Here is a 23244-nt window from a genome sequence, read left to right as displayed (position 1 = left end):
GAGTGCCCTTATGCCCCCATGGAGTCCAGCTGGATAGATGTCAGCGTTGACCTAGAGCCTGGCATGGTCACGTACGAGGGGGACCTGCCTTACGAAGAATACGAGTTTAAGACTCATGAAAGAGACGGAGTTCACATAATGCGCGTGCTCATGGAAACGCACACCGGAACGCACGTGGATGCGCCCTATCACATGATTCCCAATGGGAAAAAAATCAGCGAGTTCGATCTGGATCGTTTTATAGGGAAGGCGCTGGTAGTAGAGGTACATGGAGATGAGATCGGTGAGGACGCAATTCCCCCTTCGTGTCCCCGCGTGGTCTTGTTCAAGACAAAAAATTCCTACCTTTACGATCGCTTTCACGGAGATTATGCCTACTTAACGCTTGGTGCGGCGCGCAAGCTCGTTGAGCACAAGGTCAAGGTCGTGGGCATAGACTACCTTTCCGTGGAGCGTTTTGGGTCGCCCAGATTTGACGTCCACAAGGAACTGATGAGTAATGACGTGGCCATAGTGGAGGGACTCAACCTTGCCCAAGCAAAACCAGGAATTCACGACTTTGTGTGCCTTCCTTTGAAGATGGGGCAAGACGGAGCCCCTTGCAGGGCAGCGATATCGAGAGGTACAGAAAGCGATGGTGGACTCGCACAGCAGCATTAGGAGAATAGCGCTGCTGGGCACCTTCAGGACCTTTCCCATGGCGCTGGTGGGCCCATTTACAGGACTGATACTCTACCTCAGGGGAATGCCGCTTGCGTACGTAAGCGCCTACTACGCCGTGCTTGCTGTCCTGGGAGCTGGAGGCCAACTGGTAGGAGGGCTTCTTTCAGACAGGAACGGAAGGAAGAGGACCATGATAGTTGGTCAATCGATGAGCGCGCTGTTCCTTTTTCTCATGGGTGTGGCGTTGGCGTTTCCCGGCTACGTTTGGTTTAGCGTTGCTGCTCTCACTCAGACTTTTTTCGGCAGCATTTCATTTTCCGCTTATAATACCTTCATAGGCGACCTTGGAGTTAACAAGGAGGGACTGGTGACCAGCTACGGGATAGCGAGGATGGGAATTAACATGGGCTGGGCGCTTGGCCCTCTGGTAGGTGGGTTTTTGCTTGAGGATGTGGGTTATCCCTTGACTTTTATGATCGCAGGTGTCCTCATAGGGGCGGCCATGGTGCTCTTCATAGGGCTGCAAGAGCCCGTAAAGCGCGCTGGGTTCGATCTTAGCGCCCTGAGGGACTCTCGTTACGCCTTGAGCATATTGCCCTTTGTGCTTGTGTTTGCATTCATAGCGCAGTTCGGCCTCACCCTCACCGTTTTCGAGAACACCGTGAACGGCTTCTCCTTCCTTGATCTGGGTCTCTTTTACTTAGTGAACGGTTTAACGGTCGTCGCGTTTCAGTACCCAATATCGCGTTTCTTGGCGCCAAAGGACCCGGTCAAGTGGGTCAACGCGGGGCTCATGCTTTACGGGATCAGCTACATGATGCTGGCTTTCGTCCGCGGGCTTTACGGCGTCATGTTCTCGGTTTTCGTGATGACCATAGGAGAAGACATAAGCACGCCCCTTCTGATGACCATCGCGAACTTGCTGGCAAGACCCGAGAAGAGGGGAAGCTACATGGGCATATACGGGGTCGTGAGCAGTTCGGCGAGGTCCGTTGGTTCCTCCATAGGAAGCGCTCTGATGTCTAGCTTAATCGGTTATCCAGAGGCGCTATGGGGTAGTGTTGACGTCCTCGGCATCGTCTCTGCTGTGGCAACGCAAGTCGTGACGGGGAGGTCGCTGAGGCAGAAGACGGCGCATGCGTGACCCGCTTTGCTAAGGCAGCGGACGTCGAGCGGTTTAAAACCCAGCACGCCGGAGTTTTATGAAGGTCGCTCAGGGCATTGACCTGATAGACGGAACCAACGCAAACGTTTACGTTTTCGCCGTGGACGGCGCGGTTGTCCAGGTTGACGCGGGTTTCGATAAGTCAGCCCAAGAGGTATTGAGCTATTACGAGAGCAAGGGGATAAAGCCGACGGCCGTCATCCTCACGCACTCTCACATAGACCACATAAGGGGATTAAAGGTCATTTTCGACCTGTATCGTCCTTCGGTCTATGCTCACAGGTACGAGATTCCCGTTATAACTGGTCAGAGGCCTCAGTACTCCAAGAACAGGCTCATGAGTATTCTCTCGCCTTTTTTCAAGGCCCCTCCCGTTCCGCTGATCAACGACGTAACTGGATTGACCCTTCCTAACGTGAGAGTAATCGAGACGCCTGGTCACACGCCGGGAAGCATAACGATTTTGCTTGAAAGGGCAGACGGAAGGTTTGCTTTCGTAGGGGATGCGGCTTTTGAGAGAGACGGGACGCTTTACGTTAACGAGAGGTACTCGCTTGACGTGCAAAAAGCCCGGGAGTCCCTGAGGGCCATAACGTCGCTTTCGCCGATCACCGTCCTTCCAGGCCACGGAAAGCCCTTGCGCGTTTAGGTTCAGGGCGGGCGCCCTGCACAGCTCTTGTTGTGCATCATGCCTTGCCTTTTCCTCCTGAGGATGTAGCCAACGGCAGCGATAGCGATCGCGATGAAGGCTGCGATAACGGCTATCGCGTAAAGGTAAAGGGCTGCTGAGGCACCAGAGGCGTAGATCGAGGTAGTGGATGTCACACCATCCAAGATCGCGCTTACGCGAGTTGCCCCCAAAGGTGGTTTGTAGGTCAGCGTTGAGTCGCCCGTCCCATTGGTCTTGGCGCTGGCCACCAGCGTCCCGTTGGCGTAGAAGTTTACGAGGGCTCCGCTTACGGGCGTCCCGTTGACATACGCGGCATGCGCGATCAAAGTTACAGAACTGCCAACGATCGTTGAGTTGGGAGATGCCGAAAGCGTCAGCGTTAGCTGAGGCAGCGTCACCGTTAGGATCTCGTGTGGGATCTGCATCAACGGCGAAATGATTGAATTGGGAAGTCCTATAGTGATCACGTATTTGCCTTCCGATGATGGCGCGTAAGCCGCGGACGCCAGCCCTGTCCCATTGGTCTTGGCGCTGGCCACCAGCGTCCCGTTGGCGTAGAAGTTTACGAGGGCTCCGCTTACGGGCGTCCCGTTGGCGCTCACGAGCGCGCAGGTGAGGGTTAGCGCTTCTCCCTCGGGTACCTTGGCTTGGCTGAGCGTAAGCGTGGAATAAGCGATAAAGGGGCTGTAGTAAAAGATCATCGGAGAGCTCTGGTGATCGAGTACAACCTTGCTCTGGTTAACCAGATAATACCCGTAGGGCAAAGATACGTTGGTTCCCCGTTCGTTGGCCCTGACCTCTTCTATTAGCAAGCGATCCCTTGAGTAAATGTAGACCGGGACGGCGCTTGTTGAGAAGAACGAAAGCGTTCCGAAGGAGCTTGATGCTGGCGTTGCGTTTACGCGATCTTTGGTTATGGTGATCACGGCGTCTGAGCTGAGGGACAAGGAGAAACTAGCCGCTCCGCTTTCACCCACCGTTATGACAGACGCGTTCGTGACGCTTCCAGTCGTCGGGTTCCAGCGTTCAAGCCAGTAAGAGCCCGGCTGCATTCTTAGCGCCACCTTTGCCGAAGTTGCCCTGCCTAGCTCGTAGTAGTTCGCCCAGTCGCTGGCTAGCGAGGAGTTAACTAGGAAGATGAGGGCGGCCGTCCCGTTTCCTACCGCCTCAGCGCTTCCGGAGCTTGACGAGACATCCAGTGGCCTAAACCCGGAAAAGTTGAGCTGGGAAACGAGGTTGCGTACCGCTTGAAACTGGAAGTACAGGTCGTTTGGGTCCACGAAACTGTCCCACCACCAGGTCATGGCCGTTCCGGCCGAGCCGCTTGCGACGGCAGACCACAACCCAAGCTGAAGCGATATTCCGACGGGGTCGTTAACGGCGCTTATGTAGCTTGCGCCAAACTCTGCGACCAAGATGGGCTTGTGAAATGACATGTACTGTCCAACCCAGTAGCTTATGTTGCTCGGTATCGCGTAAGGGCCGGACCCGTACAGGTGGAGCTGAGCGTAAGATATGCCAGGTATGCTGAAGAGCGAAAAGCCCTCCTCTGGGTTGCTTACGCTTATGGTTATCATGTGACGGTAGGGGTCGTTCTTCTCTATGTAACTGACCATGGCCCTGGTCCAAGCGGCCACAGCGGTCGAGTTGTAGCCTGGGGCTCCATCCACTTCATTGAAGAGCTCCCACGAGAACAGGTTTGGAAATGCGGAGTACTTCCCTATGAGGCTCCTTATCCAGAACTCCTCGAGCTTTATCATCTTCGGCGAGGAGAAGAAGGCAGCAGGGGCAACGTTAAACCACTCAGGTCCCTCATAGAAGCTTTGATCCGTGTACGGGCTGAAAAGGCAGAGCTGAACGTAAACGTGATTCTTGAGTGCGAAGTCCAGCATGGCGCTGTAATTTCCGGAGAACCAAGTGGCAGCGTAAGGGCTCCAGAGCCTTACCCAATTGCCTCCATTCTTGGCCAGCTTTCCGACGTAGTACTCCCAGCCGCCTGCTGAATCTCCTGGCGATGAGGCCCATGCCACGTCTTCTCCTACGAGGACGAGCGGGCTACCTCCCGCGTGGAAGTAGCTCTTGCCGGCTTCCGCTTCCGGCATGGGCTTTGGCCCGGCACTTACCAAGATCTCTCCCCCGCCTATTACGAAGGCGCCGGAGGAGTTCGTTAGCACCACCCTATAGGTGTATGTGGAAAGCGCGGTTGGCGTAAACCTTACCCCCCAAATTCCCTTGGCGTAGGGATAGCATGGCAACGAAAAACTACTTCCCTGACTTGAGAAGAACGCCGTCACGTTGACCTGTGTAGTGTTAAGCGGGTTCTCGTAACTTGTGGACGCCCTGAATTTGAGCAGGATTGGATATCCGAGCGTGGCCTGCGTGTTCGTTCCCTGGCCTGAGGCGCTGGCCACCGGGATCAGGACCAACAGAAAAATCGTTATGAGCGCGTACTTCATGAGTAAGTATTTTGAAAGAATTTTTAAGTCTATCTAGCTTGTGTTCAAGGTTATTTTCATTTTTCTTTTATTTTCTTTAGCAAATCTGCTGAGCGCGGTCTTAAGCATAACGGGATCTACACCGAGTTGCCCCGCCGCTGCGTCGCAGTCCTCAATGCCGTAGGCCTCCATTCCGGCCTTTAAAAGTGGGGTGGGCTTCTCCCTCACGTCACGCCACGTTATCTTCATGTCCCTGAGAAATATTGAAACAGTAACGTCGCCTATACCCTTTGCTAGCCCCTTTATCCTTTGTTCCAAGTCGTTCTCGTCGGTGGACTTCTCATGAAGGGCGCTCAGGGTTCCGTACCTTTCTTTGAGGTTCTTGGTAGCCTCGAGTATCTTTGTCGCTGTCGAAAAGTCATACCGGACGTATCCGCCGCGGTCGAGCGCCTCGACTAGCTTGGCCCAACCCGCGGCGAGCAGCGAGTCTGGATCCACAAGGCCTTCGGTCTCCAGGGACCTGTAGGTTCTGATAGCGGTTTCTTCCCTTATGGGTTTAGCGAAAAGCAGGGACGCGAGGAACCACTTGAAGATTTCCCTTTCGTCTCCGCTCTTGAGGTCGATTCCCAGCAACTCCGAATAGGGCTTGCCCAGCCTTTTTACGAGGTCGCCCAGCTCCTCCATGAAAAAAAGCGCCCTTAAGCTAAACGCCTTGTGCCTGATTATGGGGTAAATCCTTGGAAATTTTGGACTCAAAAAGTTAATAAAGGGAGTTCTCTTGGATCCCGATAAATTTTGGAGTACAAGTGGACAGCGCTGAGCGTGACCACGGTTGGCGCCATACTTGGTAGCATGCAAGGTTCGGCGTTGATGATAGCGCTTCCCAGTATGATGAGGGACCTGGACTTGAACTTCTTCTTTGCCATGTGGATAATATTGATTTACATGCTTCTCACGGTTGCCCTCGTGCCCATGTTGGGTAGGTTCGCGGATATAGTGGGCAGGAAGAAGCTTTACAACGTGGGCTTTGCCATATTCGGCCTTGGATCTTTGCTCAGCGGAATGACCATGGGAAAGGGGGCGGTCGCAGGGGTGGAGCTCATAGCCTTCAGGGGAATTCAAGCCGTTGGCGGGTCCTTCCTCATGGTTAACAGCGTGGCCATTGTCACGGATGCATTCAAGAAAGGCGAGGTAGGTCTCGGCCTTGGCGTCAACCAAGTGGCAGGGATAGCTGGTTTCACGACCGGCCCAGTGGTTGGTGGCATGCTTACGGCAATATCCTGGAGATGGGTCTTTCTCTTCAATATACCCATAGCCATATTTGCCGTTCCGTGGGCCTACTTTAGGCTAAGAGAGGTCGTTGAGCCGCTTAAGAACGAGTCCTTTGACTTCGTAGGTAACGTGCTGCTCTTGACAGGGCTCACGCTGATGTTGCTCGGCCTAACGTTCATAGCTTTTCCCGGCTTTCCCGAGATCTACACCGTGTTCCTCCTGATCGGCTCCTTGCCGTTTTTCGCGCTATTTGTTTACGTCGAAAGGAGGGTAAAGTATCCGCTGATAGACTTCTCGCTTTTCAGGAACAGGCTTTTCGCCTTGGGTAACATATCGAACCTTCTCAACGGCATAGCCACGGGAGCAGTGATGTTTTTGCTCATTTTCTTCCTTCAGGGTCCCTATGGGCAGACTCCGCTATCAGCGGGTATAATGATGATTCCCTTTGGTTTGGCCTTTCTAGCCGTTGGGCCCGTAAGTGGCAGGCTTTCAGATAAGTGGGGCTCAAGGATTTTAAGCACGGCGGGGCTAGGGGTAACTGCGATCGGCCTTCTCTTTCTGGCCACCATAACGAAGCAGACGCCCTATCCTTACCTAGCGGCTTACATGGCCATCATGGGAGCGGGAGGAGGGCTATTTGAGTCTCCGAACACCAATGCCGTCATGACCTCGGTGGACCCTCACAAGAGGGGAATCGCTTCGGGTGTTAGGACGATGCTTAGGAACACTGGCAGCATGCTGAGCCTTGCCGTCTCCTTCCCGTTTCTCATAAGCCGGGTCTCGGTTAACGACCTGATGCAGATAATGATATACGGTGGAGGAGTGCAGGATAAGGCCTTTAACCTCTCCTCTTTTGAGTACGGCCTTCACCTCGCCTTCTACTTCTCTTTGGTCATCAGCGTGGTTGCCATGATCTTGTCTTCGTTTAGGCCATCTCACTCTCCCATGGCAGAATCGCGGGCGGATCAAACTAATGCGCGTTAAGTGCTAAGGATACGAGCAAGAGATCTGGGCTTAAAATTTCGCCGGTTAAACGTTTGGAGAAGGGCATGAGGCAAGGGCTTACCTGAAGGTTAAATTTTAGAGGCGTGGCGTTTTTTGTGAGGTGGTAGTCTTACGAGAACTTGGGATAGGCACGCGTGAATCAGGGTTGCGCTCACAACGCTTCCGAGCAACTCGCCCCTTATGCACTTTAACTCTTCGGCTGAAATTTTCCTTTCCGGCTTGGCACTGGTTTGGCGGTTTACGCGTTTTAACTCGAGCTTGGGGAGAGGTAAAATCCCGTTTTCATGAATGGGTTTGTTCTTCGCGAAAAGCAAAAACTTCTACTTAAGGCCGTAGGCCCATTGCCCGATGGCGCCTTCCCGCAAAGCGCGGGCAAGGTGCTCGCGGGATGAGACAAGCGCGGCCTTTGCTGCAACCGCGCTTCAGGACTTAACGCCGCCAAATGTTCAATTGCCCTTCGGAAGCCATGGGCGCAAACTTTCTACACCTTAGCCATCTTTCGTGGATTACTGGGCTCCTACTCTGAGAACTGCGTTGAGATCAAGAGCAGATCCTTATCGCCTTTCACGAGTACAACTTCCGCAGTAGCTGGAATGCTATCGCTTTTACCGCTATTGCAAGCTAGCTAACGGGATCCCCGTTATTTGTAAGCCCGTTAGCCTACACGTCAGAGGTGCGATCATCGTTTCGCCATAAATAATTCTCATTGTATCTTGCTCTGTTGCACGCCTGCAGTTGCTGGGAAAATGCACCCTATTTGCCCTCTTGACGGCGATCTATGGCGCAATTAGCTAGCACGTTTCGCGGCAACGAAGACCACGACCGAATGGTCGTCGCTTGAGTCCAACAATAGCAGCGCGGCGCCGGCCTTGGCGTCTCATCATCGTTATCGGCGTCCCGTGAAGCGTGGAGTCTGCCTTTGGGTGCGGCGGCGTTCTTTGTCAAGGCGCCCAAGTAGGCAAAGTCAAGGACCTTTCGCCAGAACAGACAGCCTTATCGTTCATGCGAAGGCCGCAAGGGGTCGCAGGTGCTATTCGCCAAAAATAGCAGGCGCCAACGTTGGGTCGAGCGCGGTTGACATCGACGTACGGTCAACCCGAACTCGGTCACATGCCTGCAGCGGTCACAACTCCAAGCAACCACAGGGTGCCCTGCTTACTACGCTGGCGGTCTCGCCCTCAGCAGGCGCGGCAAGAAGGGACCGCAACAGCAGTGAAAATAAAAATTTCATTTCTCTCTTTTTTTAGAATCGTGGTAAATTTTTCCTCTCTGTTTTCCATTTTTTACTAATTCTAACACCCAGTTTGCAGGGCCCACGCGTAAAAGTGTGCCGATTCGTCAGGCTTTAAAGCCGTACCCAGAAAGGCATCATGAGCAAGCTCGGCTCCGCGCTTTACCTGCTGTTTTACACGCCGTACCTAATAGTGAGGCGCATATGGATGCAGCTTGTAGCTTTAGCGATTATGTTCGGTTTCGGCACCGTTGTTTTCATGTACTTCCAACATCTGGATTTCCTAACGGCGCTCCTGGGATCGGTTTCCACGATAACCACGATAGGCCTTTACGCGCCCAACCTCGTCACGATACCTCCGCTGGAAAAAATATTGCTTATAGTTATCTTCATAGTCAGCGTCGGGTTGGCGGCGTCGATAGTCCAGAGCACGGTTTCTGCAGCCGTCAGAAAGGAGATCCTAGCGGAGGAGGCGAGCAAGTTGAAGGCAAAGACCATGAAAGGGCACGTCATTGTAGGAGGATATAAGTTCTTGGGAAAGTACGTGGTCGACTACCTCAGGGAGCTTGGGCTTGACTTTGTGGTGTTGGTGCGCGATCAGACGCAACTCGACGCGCTTAGAAAGGACAACATACCCGCTCTTGGCGCGCCCATAACGCACACGTATGAGGCGCTTAGGGAGGCGAGCGTCGAGAAGGCATCAACGATAATAACGACGTTCGACGACGATGGCGACAACCTCCTCATGATACTAAACGCGAAGAAGCTTAACCCCAACATAAGGGTAGTTTCCATAGTCAACGATAAGGAACTCGTGGAAGGGGCGAAGACCGCCGGCGCGGACGTGGTAGTTGTGCCTAGCGAGCTGATAGGCAACGTCCTTGCGCTTTCGGCCATATCGGATGAAGTGGAGGGCGTGTTCCTGAACAACTCCCTTGGATTCAGGCATATAGCTTCATTTAACGTGGAAAGGGACGGCGTGGATTACAAAGATCTAAAGGGGATCTGCCCCATACTTTTTGTCAAGCGCGGAGATGAGATAATATATGACCTGGAAGGGAAAACGCTCAGAAAAGGGGACGTTGTGTACGTCCTAACCGATCACAACAGCCTAGAGGCGTTTCGTGAAAAGATAGGTTTAATAAACGCTAAGTCTGTCGATTATAAAGCTTAAATATCGCCACAATTTTATTTTATGATAATTAGCGGTGAGGTTCATTATCCTAGGGTGCCCAGAGAGCTGTGGATCGATCGCCTTAAGAAGCTCAAGAGGGCTGGCTTCAATTCCGTCACGCTTTACTTCTTCTGGAATTTTCACGAGCTATACCCAGGGATTTTTGACTTCTCGAAGCAGAGGGACGTGGGCTTTCTTATTGAAGAAATAGGGAAGCTTGGACTTAATGCCATAGCGAGAGTAGGCCCTTATGACTGTGCAGAGTGGGATAACGGAGGCCATCCGGCTTGGATAAGCTCAAGTGGAGCCAAGCTGCGCTCCCTTGATCCCGGTTACATGGGTCCCGCAGATCGCTGGCTAAGGATGGTGTTGTCATTTATCTCCAAGTACGACGCGAAAAACGGTGGGAACGTAATAGGTGTTCAGCTAGAGAACGAGTACTTCTGGGGTAACATCCCCTACCATGAGGCCTTAGCTAAGATAGCAAGGGAGTGCGGCGTAAAGGTCGATCTTTACACCAATGCCAACAGGTTTGCCAGAAACACGAACTTCATAGACACGCTGGACATGTACCCCGATCCCTGGAAGCTCGACTCGGTCGTGGGCCAGCTAAAGGACATCGCCGTCACTCAGCCCTCTTTTGCTCCAAAGATAATGGAGTACGAGGGAGGTTGGTTCTCAAAGATAACCAAGCCATTGCCCACCGAAAGGGGGCCCATACCAGCCAAGTGGACAAGGATGCTCTTCGCCACGGCGCTGGCCTATGGTTCCGACTTGATAAGCTTCTACATGTTCCACGGCGGTACCAATTTCGGAAGGTGGACCGGGCGTTGGATGACCACTACCTATGACTACGATGCCATGGTAAGGGAATGGGGAGAGTTGAGCGACAGATACTATGAGGTGAAGACGGTCGCTAAGCTCGCTCCGCTCCTGGAAGGAAGCCGCATGGTCTCAGAAGAGAAGCTCGATGACGGCAGGATCAGGATAGTAAGGGAGGCGAGAGGCGCGCTTTTTGCCTTTAGGATAAATAACTCGGACCAGGAGTGGCTAGACGGTGACGTTAGGGTTCCGGCAAGGGACGTGAGGATAACGGTTCACGATCTTAACTTTGGCGGGATGCGCGTTAGCTCCAACATCGACCTCCTTGGCGTGTACGACGACACGGTCATTTTCTTCGGCGACGAGGGAGAGAACTTCAGGGTCGAGTTAAACGGAGGTAACGTGGTGTCGAAGTACGGCGTCGAGCAGGAGGGCGGTTCGGTAACGGGTAAGATCAGCGGCGTAAGCGGTTGCCTAGTGGAGGCGGAGGGCCGCAAGAGGGTCCTAATCCTTGACAGAAAGCTCGCGCAGCGCACATGGGACTTCGGGTACCCGATCGTAAGCGATGCCTACTACGTGGAGGATGCTGACGGTTCGGGGATAACCGCCCAGCTTACCGGGCCCTCAACTTTCTACCTGCCTTTCCAGTTAAAGGACTGGATACCGGAACTGGCCCTCGGGAAGTTAAGCGCCTACGTTTCCCCATTACCGGTAAGCGCGAGGGTTTTGAGCACAACGCAAGCTCCCCTCATAGTTGAACCTCTGGGTCACTTCGACAACCCTCCCAGCGAGGAAGACCTTGGGCTATGGAGCGGGGCCATACTCTCTTACTCCACATCGCTTCCGAAGCAGGCTGATTACGCAGCGGTTGTAAACGACTTCGCCGTATCCTACGATGGCAACGCTAGTTCTGGCTACTGTGTTCTCGAGGGGAAAGCAGGGCCCGGAAACCTGACCCTCTTCGTCGACTTCACGGGTCGTCCAAACCACCCGGAGTGGAGCTTCGTGCCATACAAGAGCGGCCTTGTATCCCCTGTTTTGTACGGAAAGAAGGGCACGAGGAAGCTGACAAGCTGGAAGCACTCCTACGTCGACCTTGGTTACAGGTATCAGCCTGGACTCGCTACCTTCAACGACTACTCAAAGCTTTTAAACGAGGACCTTGAGAAGCAGCTTAGCGCTGCGAAGGACTGGTCCGAATCCCTACCGGAAGTGAGGTCACCTCTCATCATACTTTACTCGAAGGTTGAGTTCGAATCGGAAGGAGGTCCCATAACGCTCAGGATAAGCGATCAAAGAGCGCCCGTCGCCGTCATGCTGAACGGCAATCGCGTTTACCTTGGAAAGGGCAACGATGACTTCGACACGTACGTTTACGGGCAAGCGCAGGCCGGCGTCAACACGCTCGTGATAGCTTCTCCGGTCTATTCGGCTTCTGGTCAGGTTCGCCCCGCTTTCGGTGGCGTTGAGCTAACGCAATGGGAAGGTGAGGCTCAAGGGTACGAGGTCGGCCTGCTAAGGGAGGGAGAGTGGCGCGAGCTTTCTCGCGACCTTTCTTTCACGGCATCGTCTCCATCATCCATTTCCATCACCTTTGACCTATCTCAAGACCCCACCGGTGACGAGATCTCTCCCCTCTACGTTGAGCTTGACGGTCCCTTTGTCGCGGAGGTGCACCTCAATGGCCAGATGGTTGGCCACTACTACGACATAGGTTCTCAGAAGAGGTTCTACCTTCCCGAACCATATCTCAAGAAAGGCGACAACGAGCTGAAGCTCATAGTCCTGCCCACACGTGAGAACGCTCAGGTCAAGGTGGCCTTCGGTTCCTACTTCTCGGCCAAAAAAGTCAAGCTCCACAGGTAAGCGCTTTTTACCTAAGCCGCTACGGGGGCGTTGATGAGACCCATGACCGCGTTAGCAGCCGTTAGCGACGCCGCGAACAGCGCGTAATGAAGCAAGCAGATCAGGTGTCGCATGAACGCGACGAAGAATCCTCGTTTGAAAGGGTTTTCTATCGTTACCGTTATTCCAGCCCGCGAGGAGCATAAATCTGGCAGGACCTTCATCGCGACCCTTGAGACACCTGATTTCGGGATTGAACGCCAAAGGTCTTTCTCTCAGCGGGTAAAGGCCGATGAGTACCGCCTTGCCCAACACTGTTGCACGAGTAAAAACGGCTTTACGGTAAAGCTTCAGTGGAACGCCTCGGAAAAACGTCATGCGCGGTGGCCACGAAAGCCACCGATCCAGGTTTTCCCATCATAACAACCAGGATCAGGGCGATTCGCCCCTTTCCTAACGTCTGGATAGCGGATATAGCTCGTCATATGGCACATTTTGGGTATCAGCGGATTCGCGAAGAAGTTACAGATGAGAGTTGTACCGAGCGGCTCCATCAGAAGAAGTTCACGGCGGGAAAAGACGAAGTTTTGCCCTTGCGTTACGCTTGCGCTATCAGCGCCGCTCCCGTGGCCGCGTAAGGCGACATAACTCAATGCGGCGTTTGCGTTAAAGTGCGCGCGCTCCGCGCCGTTTCCGAAGCTGCGTTGATACGCGAATAAGAGCTTGAGTTCTCCCCGCGTCAATTTGCGTGCCGCACAGCGCTAGTCGCGGATCGGCGCGTGCGGTTTAAAAACCACCGGCTTATAACGTTGTCATGAAAGTAGGAGATAAGGCGCAGGATTTTTCGCTACCAAATCAGGACCTGAAGACGATCTCGTTGTCGCAGTTCTCCGGGAGAACCGTGGTTCTGGCCTTCTTCCCAGGGGCGTTCACGTCTGTCTGCACCAAGGAGATGTGCACGTTCCGCGATTCCATGGCCAAGTTCAACAAGCTAAACGCCATTGTACTTGGCATAAGCGTGGATCACCCGTTTTCACTTGCGGCTTTCAAGAAGTACAACGGGCTTAACTTCGATCTCCTTAGCGACTTCGACAAAAAGGTAAGCTCGGTATATGGCGGTCTTCATCACGATTTCGCTAGCGTGAAGGGGCTTGTGGCCGCGAAGCGCTCCGTGTTTGTGATCGCACCAGACGGTACCATAGCATACAGCTGGGTGAGCGAGGATCCGGGCAAGGAACCCGATTATTCCCAGATAGAGTCGGTGATCACGAACGTGCGCAAGGGCTCATGAGTCGAGCGGCTTTTGAGCCCTCAATTTTTTGATGGTATTCGTCGTGCGGTGAGTGTAATCAAGGCATGCCGGGCGCGAAAAAACGCAGCGCCAAGCTCAGCTCAGCATTATTACGTTAGCCGAGTGAGGCCTCAGCGTTACCCTCGCGGTCTGGTTCTCTAACCTCATGTCCTTTACATCCTCCACCTTAACCCTGTTGGGCTCGTCGAAGTCGTTTCTGTCGTTCTCGGATTCACCCGAAACCACCAAGTGTGTCGCGGAGTTATTCTCCCTGTTTAGGTGAACGGTAAGCTCCAAGGGCTCGTCCTTGTTTTTGTTGACAACGTGCAGGTATATGGTGGAACCAGATTCCGTGGCCGAGGCGTCCACGTACTCAACCCAACTGTCAAGCTCCTTCGAGTAAAAGCGAGGCGAGATCACGTCCGTGGCCAGCGCGGTATTTCCCGCGTTTTCGGTGAAGATCTTGAACACGAGGTACTGCGGGTTGACGTACATGCGGCCATCATCTCTTGTAACTACGAGCGGAAGCACGTTCACCGTTTGCGCGAAGGTCGCGATGGGCACGAGCTTGGAAAGCCTCTCCAGCACTATGAGCGTGTCACCCGTGAACACCCCGTCGGCAACCGAAGTTCCTTGGTCGTGAAGCGGTGGTTTTGCTACTGGATACCAGACGTTCCACTCGTCGAAGGATATGCCGATGTCTCTCTTTATCTCGTACTTTGTCCTCGCAAACTGAATGGCCGCTGACTTGGCGCGAAGCATTTCCTCGATGCCCTGAGGTGCTGCCATGAGATCTTCGTAGCTGCTCGGGTTTATGTACCTGTGCACGGATAGGTAGTCGATGTAGTTTCCAGCCGTCTTCACGACCTCTTGGTCCCATTCCAGGTCGCCGGTGCCGCGCCACCACGCATCTCCTCCAACCCCCACTATCTTTATGTTGCGGTCCACCATCCTCATCTCGCTGGCGAACTCCACGGTTCTCCTTGCGCACTCCTCCGCGCTCAGGCAATGCCCTATCTGCCAGCTTCCCCAAAGCTCGTTTCCGATGCTCCAGTACTTAACGTTATAGGGCTCGGGGTGCCCGTTTTTCCTGCGCAAGTCCGCGTACTTAGTGCTCTTGCTCGAGTTGCAGTACTCAACCCAGTTAGCTGCCTCCTCTGGGCTTCCGTTGCCAGCGTTGACGGTTATGAAGGGCTCAGCCCCGATCATCCTAACCCACTCCATGAACTCATCTGTCCCAAATTCGTTTGGCTCCTCGGCGCCCCAAGCCATATCGAACTTTTTCGGCCTATCTCCTCCAACGCCTTCAAGCCAATGATAGCCTGAGGCGAAGTTCCCGCCGGGCCACCTGACAAGAGGGGGGTGCAGGGCCTTAACCGCCTCGAGAACGTCCTTCCTGTAGCCTTTCACGTTCGGTATTTGGCTTTGCTTCCCGACCCACACCCCTCCGTATATGCACTTGCCGAGGTGCTCTATGAACTGGCCGTAAATTCCCTTGCTGAGAGGAGACCTTACATTAATGTCCACGAAAACCTCCGCTTTATCGGTCAACTTGACTCCTGCATTTCCTGCTTTATTAGGCTTTCGTATAGGTGAATAAATCTTAATTAACAAGCCCGATAGAATAAGATCTTTGATTAGCGTCTGTTGTAATCGGCCTTACGCACTTGAGGATCACATGATGATGTATAGTGCCTTAGATTGTAATCTTCTAGGCTTCTTATCCTGTCTGAGGCGTAATTTTTCAATGGTCAAAGGCCTTCAAGGAATACTTCGATGACATCTAATCAGACATATTAACAATAATTCCTGGGTAGAAGTTTATTCGTGGAAATATATAAATAAATTTTAAAGCGATCGTTATTGTTGACAAGGCCTCTTACTATTTTATTTTTAGATTAGAGATTAAGTTCATACCCGTGGGCCTTATGTTGGTATTGCAGCAGAGTTGTTCCTAGATTCAAAAGAGGGGCATCTATTGCATAGTGTATGGGACCGTCATAAAAATACCGAGCATAAGGTTGCTCCATCTATTAGTGTTAGAGCGAAAGGCCTGTATTATTGCATAATTCCAGAGAATTTTCATCACATAAGATGAGTACTGGTTAGAGCCACAAAGTCATGGCAGGCAGTAGCCCTAACCAGTGGAATGGGTCCTACCAAGAGATAAGCCAAAGCTGCCAAGTGCCAGTGAACTTGAAATTATTGCAGAACAAATAGGGCTGAAAGCCAGTTTGGTTGAAGAGTGCTTGGTTTACAGGTTCGACAAGTCAGGAAAGCAGAGGAGAAAGCACGTCGTTATAGTGATAACCGTGGATGCTAAGGGCAGGGGCTGCTGGGCGTTGACGTTTGCGTTGATGCAAGAGGCCATTCAACGGCAAAGACGGCCACTAAGATCGCCGGTATTAGGGAGAAGTGGAAAATGATAGAAGTCCATGGCAATGGCGCTTACGATACGAACCTTGCATTCTCTCTTATGGGAAGTGGATATGGTCGAAGATTAGAACGAGCGCGACCACTGATCGTTCCCGCGGTTTCAGAGGAGAAGATATGAAACTTAGAAATACCGTTCCCTGGGATACAGAAGGCGGAAAGGGCAAACATATTACATTAAGCGCTGGGCTGTTGAGGGCTTCTTCTCGGCGAAGAATCAGCTTTGAAGAGGAAGTTCGGTGAGTATACGAATTCTTGGATGCCTCAAACACTCATAGCGGAAGCGCTTCAGAGGGCCACGGGTCTATGATGCCATGACTTACTATGCCAAGGTTAGGGCGTAAAAGTAAAAACGAGCAGTGGATAGCGCGAAATCCTATAATCCAGGATTTATTCAAAAATTCAAAAGATCAAGGAGCTGGAATCATGCTTTAATTGAAGATTAATGTGCTAAAGTTTAAAAGCTAATGCTAACAATAAGTGGAGAATAAGTTGAGGAATTTCGTTAAAAAGGTTGCGGCTCTTTTTGCAGTAGCGGTCTTCCTGTTAAGTAGCCTCGCGATGGGTGGCTTCATCGCACCCGTTTCAGCTCAGCAGGCCCCGCAAATAGTTACCACGCAGAACTCCACTCTGTTGTACACGCCTTCTATGCCTGTTTGGAATATCTTCAATCCGTCGAGCCTTATAGACGCACAAGCCACAAACGATGTTCCCCTTATGTATTACGATAGGATGAATAACATATTTTTGCCAGGTCTAGCCGCGGGAATTTCCGAATATCCTCAGAATAGTAGCTTTATCTTGTACCTTAGGAAAGGATTATCGTGGTATAATGGAAGTGCTGCAATGCCGTTCAGCGCTTGGGACGTTTATGCACAATTTTATATTGGCGCAAAAGTTTATTCATGGTATGCGCCTTATCTTAATGCTAGCAAGATAAAGGTTATAAACAACTATACCATTGAGTTTACCCTTAACACATGGGCGCCAACGGTTCCCGACCTAATGCTGACTTCAGACATAGCCACGCCTTGGTACCTCTGGAAGTCGTGGGTAACAAAGCTTCAAGCAATGAACTCCACAGAGGCGGCGGCCCAGGGCACTGCAATAGAACAATATAACCAGCCACCATGGTTTATAGGTCCTTACTACGTTACAGTATCTCCGCCTTACGTCGTTTGGCACCTTGATCCTCAGAACTTGCTTAACGCGTGGGCAACTGTGTTCCCATACCACACGTGGCAAGACTATAACCCCGAGTTCATAATATGGTATACTGGTGGTAACGGACAAACGATGAATGCAATTCTAGCAGGACAGGTAACTTGGTCGACTGTATCTTTCTCGGCATCGCAAATAGGAGTTTTGAAGAGTGCAGGACAAGACGTGATGCTGGCTCCTGCTTTCTGGGGTCCGGAGCTTACGATAAATCCTGGTTTGTATCCACTTAATTACACGCAGGTAAGGTTAGCTCTTGAGTACGCTTTTAACCGTACCGAAGCTTGTGATGCTTGGAATGCACCGGGTGTCGAGTTGGTTGAACCCAATTATCACATCTTAGGCTTCACTCTGCCATACGACGACATACCATCATGGTATAATAAGATGCTGACGAACTTCACTTATAATCCTCAAGAAGCAGCACAATTGCTGGAGAGCGTTGGCTTTACTAAGAAAGGCGGAGTCTGGTATGCTCCCAACGGCCAAGAATTCACTCTGGCGATACAGACTGTTGCAGGATGGACAGCGGAGGACGACATAATCGAAAACGTGGCTAGCCAGTTGACAGCTTTTGGTATCCCAACGCAAGTATACGCAGACGATGCGAGCACGCTTTGGGGTAGTATAGAGCCCAACGGAGATTTCCAGCTTGGATTGATAGGCGCCATAGCGTTGGCTAACAGCTTTGCAACGGCTTGGCAAATCGGCTGGTGGTGGGCAGGTATTTATCCTACGTCTACTGCAAATGGCTGGTTGCCAAGCAAATACTATCCAATCACATATCCTAATGGGACAAAGGGCACTTTCCAGATGAATCAATGGTTCACGAAACTCGAATCGAGCGTGCCACTAAGTGCAGAGTACAACCAAACGATGATCCAGCTTGCAGCTTTTGTTGACAGCCAAGCTCCTGTGATTCCAATAGAAGCAAAGATGATACCCGTCCAATACAATCCGAAGGTCTTTAACTTGACCTGGATTAATTCCTTACCTTATACCACGCAGGAGCTATGGGAAACAGTGGCAATGTTGCCTTGGCCTCTTAACGCTAATATGGTTCAGTACTACACAATTATACTTGGAGTCACGCCACCAGGTGTTAACTCGCCCTTGGAGGAAGCTATAACAACTAATAGTCTTTCACCCGAATACGATGCCTTCCTCGGTTTGTCCCCGTCCTACTCGGCTCGGTATAGTGCCAGCGCACTGTCGACCAGTAAGATCTCGCTAATTGCCAGTCCCACGACCATGATTGCCGGGACTCCTACTACTTTAACAGCAACAGTTACCTACGCCAATGGAACTCCTGCCGCAGGCGTCACAGTTGCCTTCGTTGCGAGCGGAGCTGAAATAGGTTCAACTGTTACAGGATCTAACGGCCAGGCATCATTTGAATACACACCAACTCAAGCTGGGACGCAAGTTATCGCTGCTTACTTGGCTTATGAACCTACGATTAAGGCACCTGGTATTACGATAACCGTTGAGAAGCCAACCACCATAACCCCGACGAAGGTCTACCCGACCCTGTCCCTGTCCGTGAGCAAGTCCTCAGTCATACAGGGCTCTCCTGTGGTCCTTACGGCAACGGCCACGTTCCCGAACGGCACTCCCGCATCAGGCTACTCGGTTGGCTTCTTCGCCAACGGCGGCGGAATAGGTACTTCGACGACGGGTAGCAACGGTCAGGCCTCCTTCACCTACACGCCTTCCGCCGTTGGCGTTGAGACGCTAATGGCCAACCTGGTTTCGGCCCCATCCATAACCTCCAACACGGTATCGCTTAACGTCACCGCACCTTCAGTAACGCCTACACCTACCACCCCCTCCAGCAGCAACACCACGCTCTACGCCATCGTTACGGCAGTCGTGGTCGTAATAGTAGTGGTCGCAGTGGTGCTCGCGCTTAGCAGGCGCGGCGGCAAGAAGGGACCACAATCACAGCCGCAGCAGCAAAAATAATTTTTTCTATAAATGTTTGATTATGTTCCGAACATGAAGATCTTAAACGCTGAACTAAACATAGCTGACGATGAAAGCTTGATGCCAGCCATGTGAGCGTGCACGGTATTGTGACGAAGTTGATTGCTTTAACTGGCCGGATTGGTTATGGCGAGACGTTCTCCATATTTAGGTTTATGCTGGTTGCCTCTCCCATGAGTCAGGCACCGAGCTTTATACCGGTTGGGACGTCAAGCGGATAAGCTAGAATTTCCTAAAGGTAAAAGAGGGAATTTTTATCTCTCTAGTCTGTTGAGTCTGTAACTGGCAAGCCGTTTGATAATCTTTTCGAAAAGCTTGTGGCTTGGTATGAAAATATCGTCCTTGATTTGATGAATAATTTGAAATCTATTTATAAAACTGCTCATAAATTTTGGAACAAATCGTATTTCATGGAGGATCTTTGGCTTGTCTTGATTTCCTTCGCTTGATTTTCTTCATAAGAATCAATATGTGCTGAAAATTCATGAGCATTATCTAGCAGAACGTCTTGCCCAAACACTTAAATTTATTTTTCACATAAAATCTATGGAGTTTAAGTCTGTTATGGGGCTTCTTTTAATAGCTCTTTGCGCAGCAGTTCCCCATCAGACGCTGGCGCAAACGGCATCATCATCGTTCCCTCCCACTTACTCCTCGCTTCCTTGGATAACGGTGAGAGGCACGCGCCTCGCGTACTATAACGGCACTTACGTTCTCCTTCATGGTGCGGATTACTCGGGGCCAGAATTCGATAGTTTCACGTGCACTCTTGAGGACTTCCAGGCCATGGCCTCTTGGGGATTTAACGTGATAAGACTGCCCATAGATTGGAGCTTCGTAGAACCGAAGCCCGGGGTTTACAATTCGTCATACATGAGCCAGGTAAAGCAGGCAGTAGCAATGGCAAATCGCTACGGTATATACGTTATTATTGATATGCAACAGTTTTTGTGGTCTTCCGTTTTTAAGAGCGAAGGGGGTTATGGTCTTCCACTTTGGGCTGTGCCTTATGCAGGAGGGGAGAACGCGATGGAGAAGGACAAGGCCTACTTCTGGTCCAACACCACGGTTGAGCAGGACTTCGCGAACATGTGGGAGTACGTGGCGTCCCAGTTCGCCAACGATCCCGGAGTTCTGGGTTATGACCTATTCAACGAGCCCACTACCCCTACCAACTGGACTTCCCAGCAGATGTACGAAAACATGGCAAGGGTTTACGACATGGCCATATCGGCCATAAGGAAGGTGGACCAGAGGCACGTGATATTCTTCGAGACTTCTGAATGGGACTCTGGAACGCATCCCAACAACTGGGTTGAGCCAACCGACCCAGCGCACAAGTTGGCGCTGGAGGTTCACGACTACTGGGCTAACCCCTTGAGCGCTCCCCTTTACGCGGCGCTTACCGCGGGAGACCGTTGGGATGTGCCCGTTTACGTCGGGGAGTTTGGGTCAGGCTACAATTCTCCTCTCCTCTCCACTGAGGCGTTTAACCAATATGGCCTTGCCTGGACGTACTGGGGATATGGTTGGACCGGGTGGTGGCCCGACGTAAATTATAAGAGCAATCCCTTCTTGGGGATTCTCGATGAAGCCTATCCTCGCCTATCTTCAGTTCCAGTATCCTCACTTGTCGTAATGAACGTCACGTCAGATGGTGTCGTTAGCTCAGTCGTAGTTAACGCCACTTTCGCGGGTAAGTCGGGCTGGGCTGACTTCTTCATACCCGAGGGCTTCAACGTGGCATCTCCCAGCGGCGTCTTCAGCCCTTCCTCCAGGACCTTCAACGTCACCTTTGATGACGGCAACGTCTCCCTTCGCCTTAGCCCGCCTCCCGGGTACGGTTTCGCTGGGGCCCTTTTCACGATAGCGACCTCGCCGAGCGAGCCTTTGGCCGGTGTCCCGTTTAACGTAACCACTTGGGTCACCTCGTCAAGTGGCTTTGCCATGGGTAACGCAGATGTTATACTTCTCATAAACGGCAAGGAGGTTGCCAGCTCCACCACGGACGCCCAGGGCATGGCCCAGTTCACGGCCACCGTTGATGAGGCGGGCAACGTCTCCTTGGCGGTTGAGCTCCAGAAGTACCCGTTCGCCTGCGGAAACAGGACTATTCAGGTCCTTCCGCCTCCTTCCATATCCCTCTTCGAGTCGACCTCAGCGGTTCCGGTTGGTCATGAAGTAATCCTCACGGCATCTGCTACAAGTCAGGGAGCTCCCGTCTCGCGCGTTTCGATATCCTTCTACTGTAATGGCTCATATGTAGGTAGCACCACGACAAATTCTTCTGGCGTCGCAACGCTGGTATATATCCCCAAATCCGTTGGAGCCGTTTCGATAATGGCATTGCTCTCTTCTTATCCCTCGGTAAGCGCGTCCGGAAAGTTGACGGTCATACCTGCAACTGCGTTCAGAATTCAGATATCGGCAAAAGCTCCATCGATCATAATGGTTGGGCAAGCAGTAACCCTGACTGCCGTTGCTAAGTTCACAAACGGTACTCCAGTCAAGGGCGCAGATGTAAGCTTCTCCGTAAATGGTACAATTGTGGGAATTGAGACCACAGATGTTCGGGGTGTTGCGAACTTACCCTACGTGTTCTCAAAACGCGGAATCGCCAGCATTACTGCCTCGGTGGACGGTGTTAACTCTTCAACAAGCACTAGCGTTCAGCAGGCGAACAGGAAACAGGCCCTGTTACATCTTGTTGTTTACGCGGGCATAGTCGTACTTATACTGGGTATGATTGCCATAGTGTTCTTCTCTGTTCTTCGTCATCGCAAGCATCGATAACGCAAACCGAATCTGAGCATGTAAGCATCAAGGGCCTTAGCTGAGAAGCAGCTTAGCTACATATAGTGTTTGCGCGTCGTTGCGTTGACAAATTTTAGGCTACACTATTTTTGCCTCGTATACCTTCACAAATTGTCCTTTACCGATTTTGCGTTAGGGTGGCAAACGATCGCCTTGTATGTCCCTCCCCTTTGAATATCCTCCATCATAATTGTTTGGATTGTCTTGGTATCCTCATAAAAGTTTTTCTCTATTATTGAGAAAGACACTTCTGTAGAGCATTTCTTTCCATATCAGGTCTCTTCTTTTCGTTGCCTTGTAGCCTAAATAATTGTATCATGGGTTGCTAAAAATAAAGGCGCGCTATGGCTTTTTATAGAGCCGAGACCTCTTCCGGAGTTAGCACGAGGTCTCCAGCTCCTGCATCTTCAACCGCGTGCTCTGGCGTGGATGCCTTGGGTATGGCTACCACCTGCGGCTTGGAGACGAGCCAAGCCAGAGCAGCCTGAATCCAGCTCTTCCCGTGAGCGTTGCCGATCTTCTCCAGTTTTGCTCTTACCTCGTCCTCGCGAGAGAAAACCCTTCCGTGCTCCAAGGGGCTGTACGCGATCACGGTTATTTTCTCCTTCTCGCAGTAAGGCATGAGCTCCTTTTCTATCTTTCTATCCCATGGGCTATACCTCACCTGATTCGACACTACGTCGTACTTCTTCATCGAGGCCCTTGCCTCCTCAAGCTGTTTGACCGAGAAGTTGCTTACTCCTATGTACCTTATTTTCCCCTGGTCCACCAGCTCTTCCATGGCCTTCACCGTTTCCGATATGGGAACGGAGGGATTTGGCCAGTGGAGCTGGTAGAGGTCGATGGTGCTTAGGCCAAGCCTCTTCAGGCTTCCCTCGCATGACTTAATGACGTCGTCGTGGTGAAAGTGCTCAGGCGATACTTTCGTGGCCAGAAATACCTTAACGCCCTCAGCCTTTAGTTTTGACAGAGCTCTTCCCACTAGCGGTTCGGTTCCATAGGCCTCCGCCGTATCTATAAGGTAAGCTCCTGCTTTTACCCCAGCTATGAGGGCTTCCTCCCCGCGCTCGCCATAAAGGGCCCACGTGCCCAGCCCGATGACAGGTACCTTCTCTCCTGTCCGGCCTAATTCTTTTTCTATCATGATCTTACTTTGTGTCGTAAGATTAAAACCTGATGTCCCTAGCCCTCTACACCAGCGATTTCGCTCCTTGAATAGG

Annotated in this window: 14 protein-coding genes; 10 read left to right on the top strand and 4 right to left on the bottom strand. The window is 51.8% G+C overall.

Annotated elements, in window-relative coordinates; genetic code table 11:
* Positions 1-18 precede the first annotated feature (18 nt).
* Genes PRZ02_RS06030 through PRZ02_RS06020 form a run of 3 tightly spaced genes read left to right on the top strand, consistent with a single transcriptional unit; the run spans position 19 to position 2477 of the window.
* Positions 19-660 carry a cyclase family protein gene (locus PRZ02_RS06030; RefSeq protein ID WP_449464935.1) on the top strand — a complete coding sequence of 214 codons (642 nt, stop codon included), beginning with the start codon at positions 19-21 and terminating at the stop codon, positions 658-660.
* Positions 635-1807, top strand: a complete 1173-nt coding sequence (locus tag PRZ02_RS06025; protein WP_449464934.1) for an MFS transporter — start codon at positions 635-637, stop codon at positions 1805-1807. Before PRZ02_RS06030 ends, PRZ02_RS06025 begins: the two co-directional genes overlap by 26 nt.
* Before the next feature lie 58 nt (positions 1808-1865).
* Positions 1866-2477, top strand: a complete 612-nt coding sequence (locus tag PRZ02_RS06020; protein ID WP_449464933.1) for an MBL fold metallo-hydrolase — start codon at positions 1866-1868, stop codon at positions 2475-2477.
* A 2-nt stretch (positions 2478-2479) separates the two neighbouring features.
* Here the strand turns inward: PRZ02_RS06020 and PRZ02_RS06015 are convergent, their stop codons facing one another.
* Complete coding sequence (locus tag PRZ02_RS06015; RefSeq protein WP_449464932.1) at positions 2480-4954, bottom strand: DUF5060 domain-containing protein; 2475 nt, start codon at positions 4952-4954, stop codon at positions 2480-2482.
* A gap of 33 nt (positions 4955-4987) precedes the next feature.
* Positions 4988-5617, bottom strand: coding sequence for a hypothetical protein (locus PRZ02_RS06010; protein WP_449464931.1), 630 nt, complete (start codon positions 5615-5617; stop codon positions 4988-4990).
* 111 nt (positions 5618-5728) lie between these two features.
* Between PRZ02_RS06010 and PRZ02_RS06005 the strand changes: the two genes are divergently transcribed.
* The 4 genes from PRZ02_RS06005 (at position 5729) to PRZ02_RS05990 (ending at position 13573) form a co-directional block, all read left to right on the top strand.
* Entirely contained in the window at positions 5729-7189 is a 1461-nt protein-coding gene (locus PRZ02_RS06005) for an MFS transporter (protein ID WP_449464930.1), read from the top strand.
* Positions 7190-8580: 1391 nt separating this feature from the next.
* Positions 8581-9615 carry a potassium channel family protein gene (locus PRZ02_RS06000; protein ID WP_449464929.1) on the top strand — a complete coding sequence of 345 codons (1035 nt, stop codon included), beginning with the start codon at positions 8581-8583 and terminating at the stop codon, positions 9613-9615.
* 21 nt (positions 9616-9636) lie between these two features.
* Positions 9637-12303, top strand: coding sequence for a beta-galactosidase (locus PRZ02_RS05995; RefSeq protein ID WP_449464928.1), 2667 nt, complete (start codon positions 9637-9639; stop codon positions 12301-12303).
* 793 nt (positions 12304-13096) lie between these two features.
* On the top strand, positions 13097-13573 hold the full coding sequence (locus PRZ02_RS05990; protein ID WP_449464927.1) for a peroxiredoxin: 477 nt from the start codon (positions 13097-13099) through the stop codon (positions 13571-13573).
* Positions 13574-13669: 96 nt separating this feature from the next.
* Here PRZ02_RS05990 and PRZ02_RS05985 read toward each other — a convergent pair whose 3' ends face one another.
* Complete coding sequence (locus PRZ02_RS05985) at positions 13670-15124, bottom strand: alpha-N-arabinofuranosidase (RefSeq protein WP_449464926.1); 1455 nt, start codon at positions 15122-15124, stop codon at positions 13670-13672.
* Positions 15125-15822: 698 nt separating this feature from the next.
* Here PRZ02_RS05985 and PRZ02_RS05980 point away from each other — a divergent pair.
* The 3 genes from PRZ02_RS05980 (at position 15823) to PRZ02_RS05970 (ending at position 22003) form a co-directional block, all read left to right on the top strand.
* On the top strand, positions 15823-15999 hold the full coding sequence (locus tag PRZ02_RS05980; protein WP_449464925.1) for a hypothetical protein: 177 nt from the start codon (positions 15823-15825) through the stop codon (positions 15997-15999).
* Between the two features lie 487 nt (positions 16000-16486).
* The gene (locus PRZ02_RS05975; RefSeq protein ID WP_449464924.1) at positions 16487-19189 is read left to right on the top strand and encodes an ABC transporter substrate-binding protein; all 2703 of its coding nucleotides are present in this window, start codon (positions 16487-16489) and stop codon (positions 19187-19189) included.
* A 567-nt stretch (positions 19190-19756) separates the two neighbouring features.
* A complete protein-coding gene (locus PRZ02_RS05970) occupies positions 19757-22003 on the top strand; it encodes a cellulase family glycosylhydrolase (RefSeq protein WP_449464923.1) in 2247 nt (748 codons plus the stop codon).
* 373 nt (positions 22004-22376) lie between these two features.
* Here PRZ02_RS05970 and PRZ02_RS05965 read toward each other — a convergent pair whose 3' ends face one another.
* A complete protein-coding gene (locus PRZ02_RS05965; protein ID WP_449464922.1) occupies positions 22377-23168 on the bottom strand; it encodes an aldo/keto reductase in 792 nt (263 codons plus the stop codon).
* Positions 23169-23244: the final 76 nt, after the last annotated feature.

Source organism: Tardisphaera saccharovorans (assembly GCF_046635845.1).
Taxonomy (GTDB): domain Archaea; phylum Thermoproteota; class Thermoprotei_A; order Marsarchaeales; family UBA168; genus UBA168.
Note: the sequence above shows the minus strand (reverse complement) of the source record. Positions and strands in the feature narration are given on the sequence as shown.

Bases quoted from the DNA above. Each gene is read 5' to 3' on its own strand.
- PRZ02_RS06030 (WP_449464935.1), top strand. From the start codon at position 19: ATGGAGTCCAGCTGGATAGATGTCAGCGTTGACCTAGAGCCTGGCATG.
- PRZ02_RS06025 (WP_449464934.1), top strand. From the start codon at position 635: ATGGTGGACTCGCACAGCAGCATTAGGAGAATAGCGCTGCTGGGCACC.
- PRZ02_RS06020 (WP_449464933.1), top strand. From the start codon at position 1,866: ATGAAGGTCGCTCAGGGCATTGACCTGATAGACGGAACCAACGCAAAC.
- PRZ02_RS06015 (WP_449464932.1), bottom strand. From the start codon at position 4,954: ATGAAGTACGCGCTCATAACGATTTTTCTGTTGGTCCTGATCCCGGTG.
- PRZ02_RS06010 (WP_449464931.1), bottom strand. From the start codon at position 5,617: ATGGAGGAGCTGGGCGACCTCGTAAAAAGGCTGGGCAAGCCCTATTCG.
- PRZ02_RS06000 (WP_449464929.1), top strand. From the start codon at position 8,581: ATGAGCAAGCTCGGCTCCGCGCTTTACCTGCTGTTTTACACGCCGTAC.
- PRZ02_RS05995 (WP_449464928.1), top strand. From the start codon at position 9,637: ATGATAATTAGCGGTGAGGTTCATTATCCTAGGGTGCCCAGAGAGCTG.
- PRZ02_RS05990 (WP_449464927.1), top strand. From the start codon at position 13,097: ATGAAAGTAGGAGATAAGGCGCAGGATTTTTCGCTACCAAATCAGGAC.
- PRZ02_RS05970 (WP_449464923.1), top strand. From the start codon at position 19,757: ATGGAGTTTAAGTCTGTTATGGGGCTTCTTTTAATAGCTCTTTGCGCA.
- PRZ02_RS05965 (WP_449464922.1), bottom strand. From the start codon at position 23,168: ATGATAGAAAAAGAATTAGGCCGGACAGGAGAGAAGGTACCTGTCATC.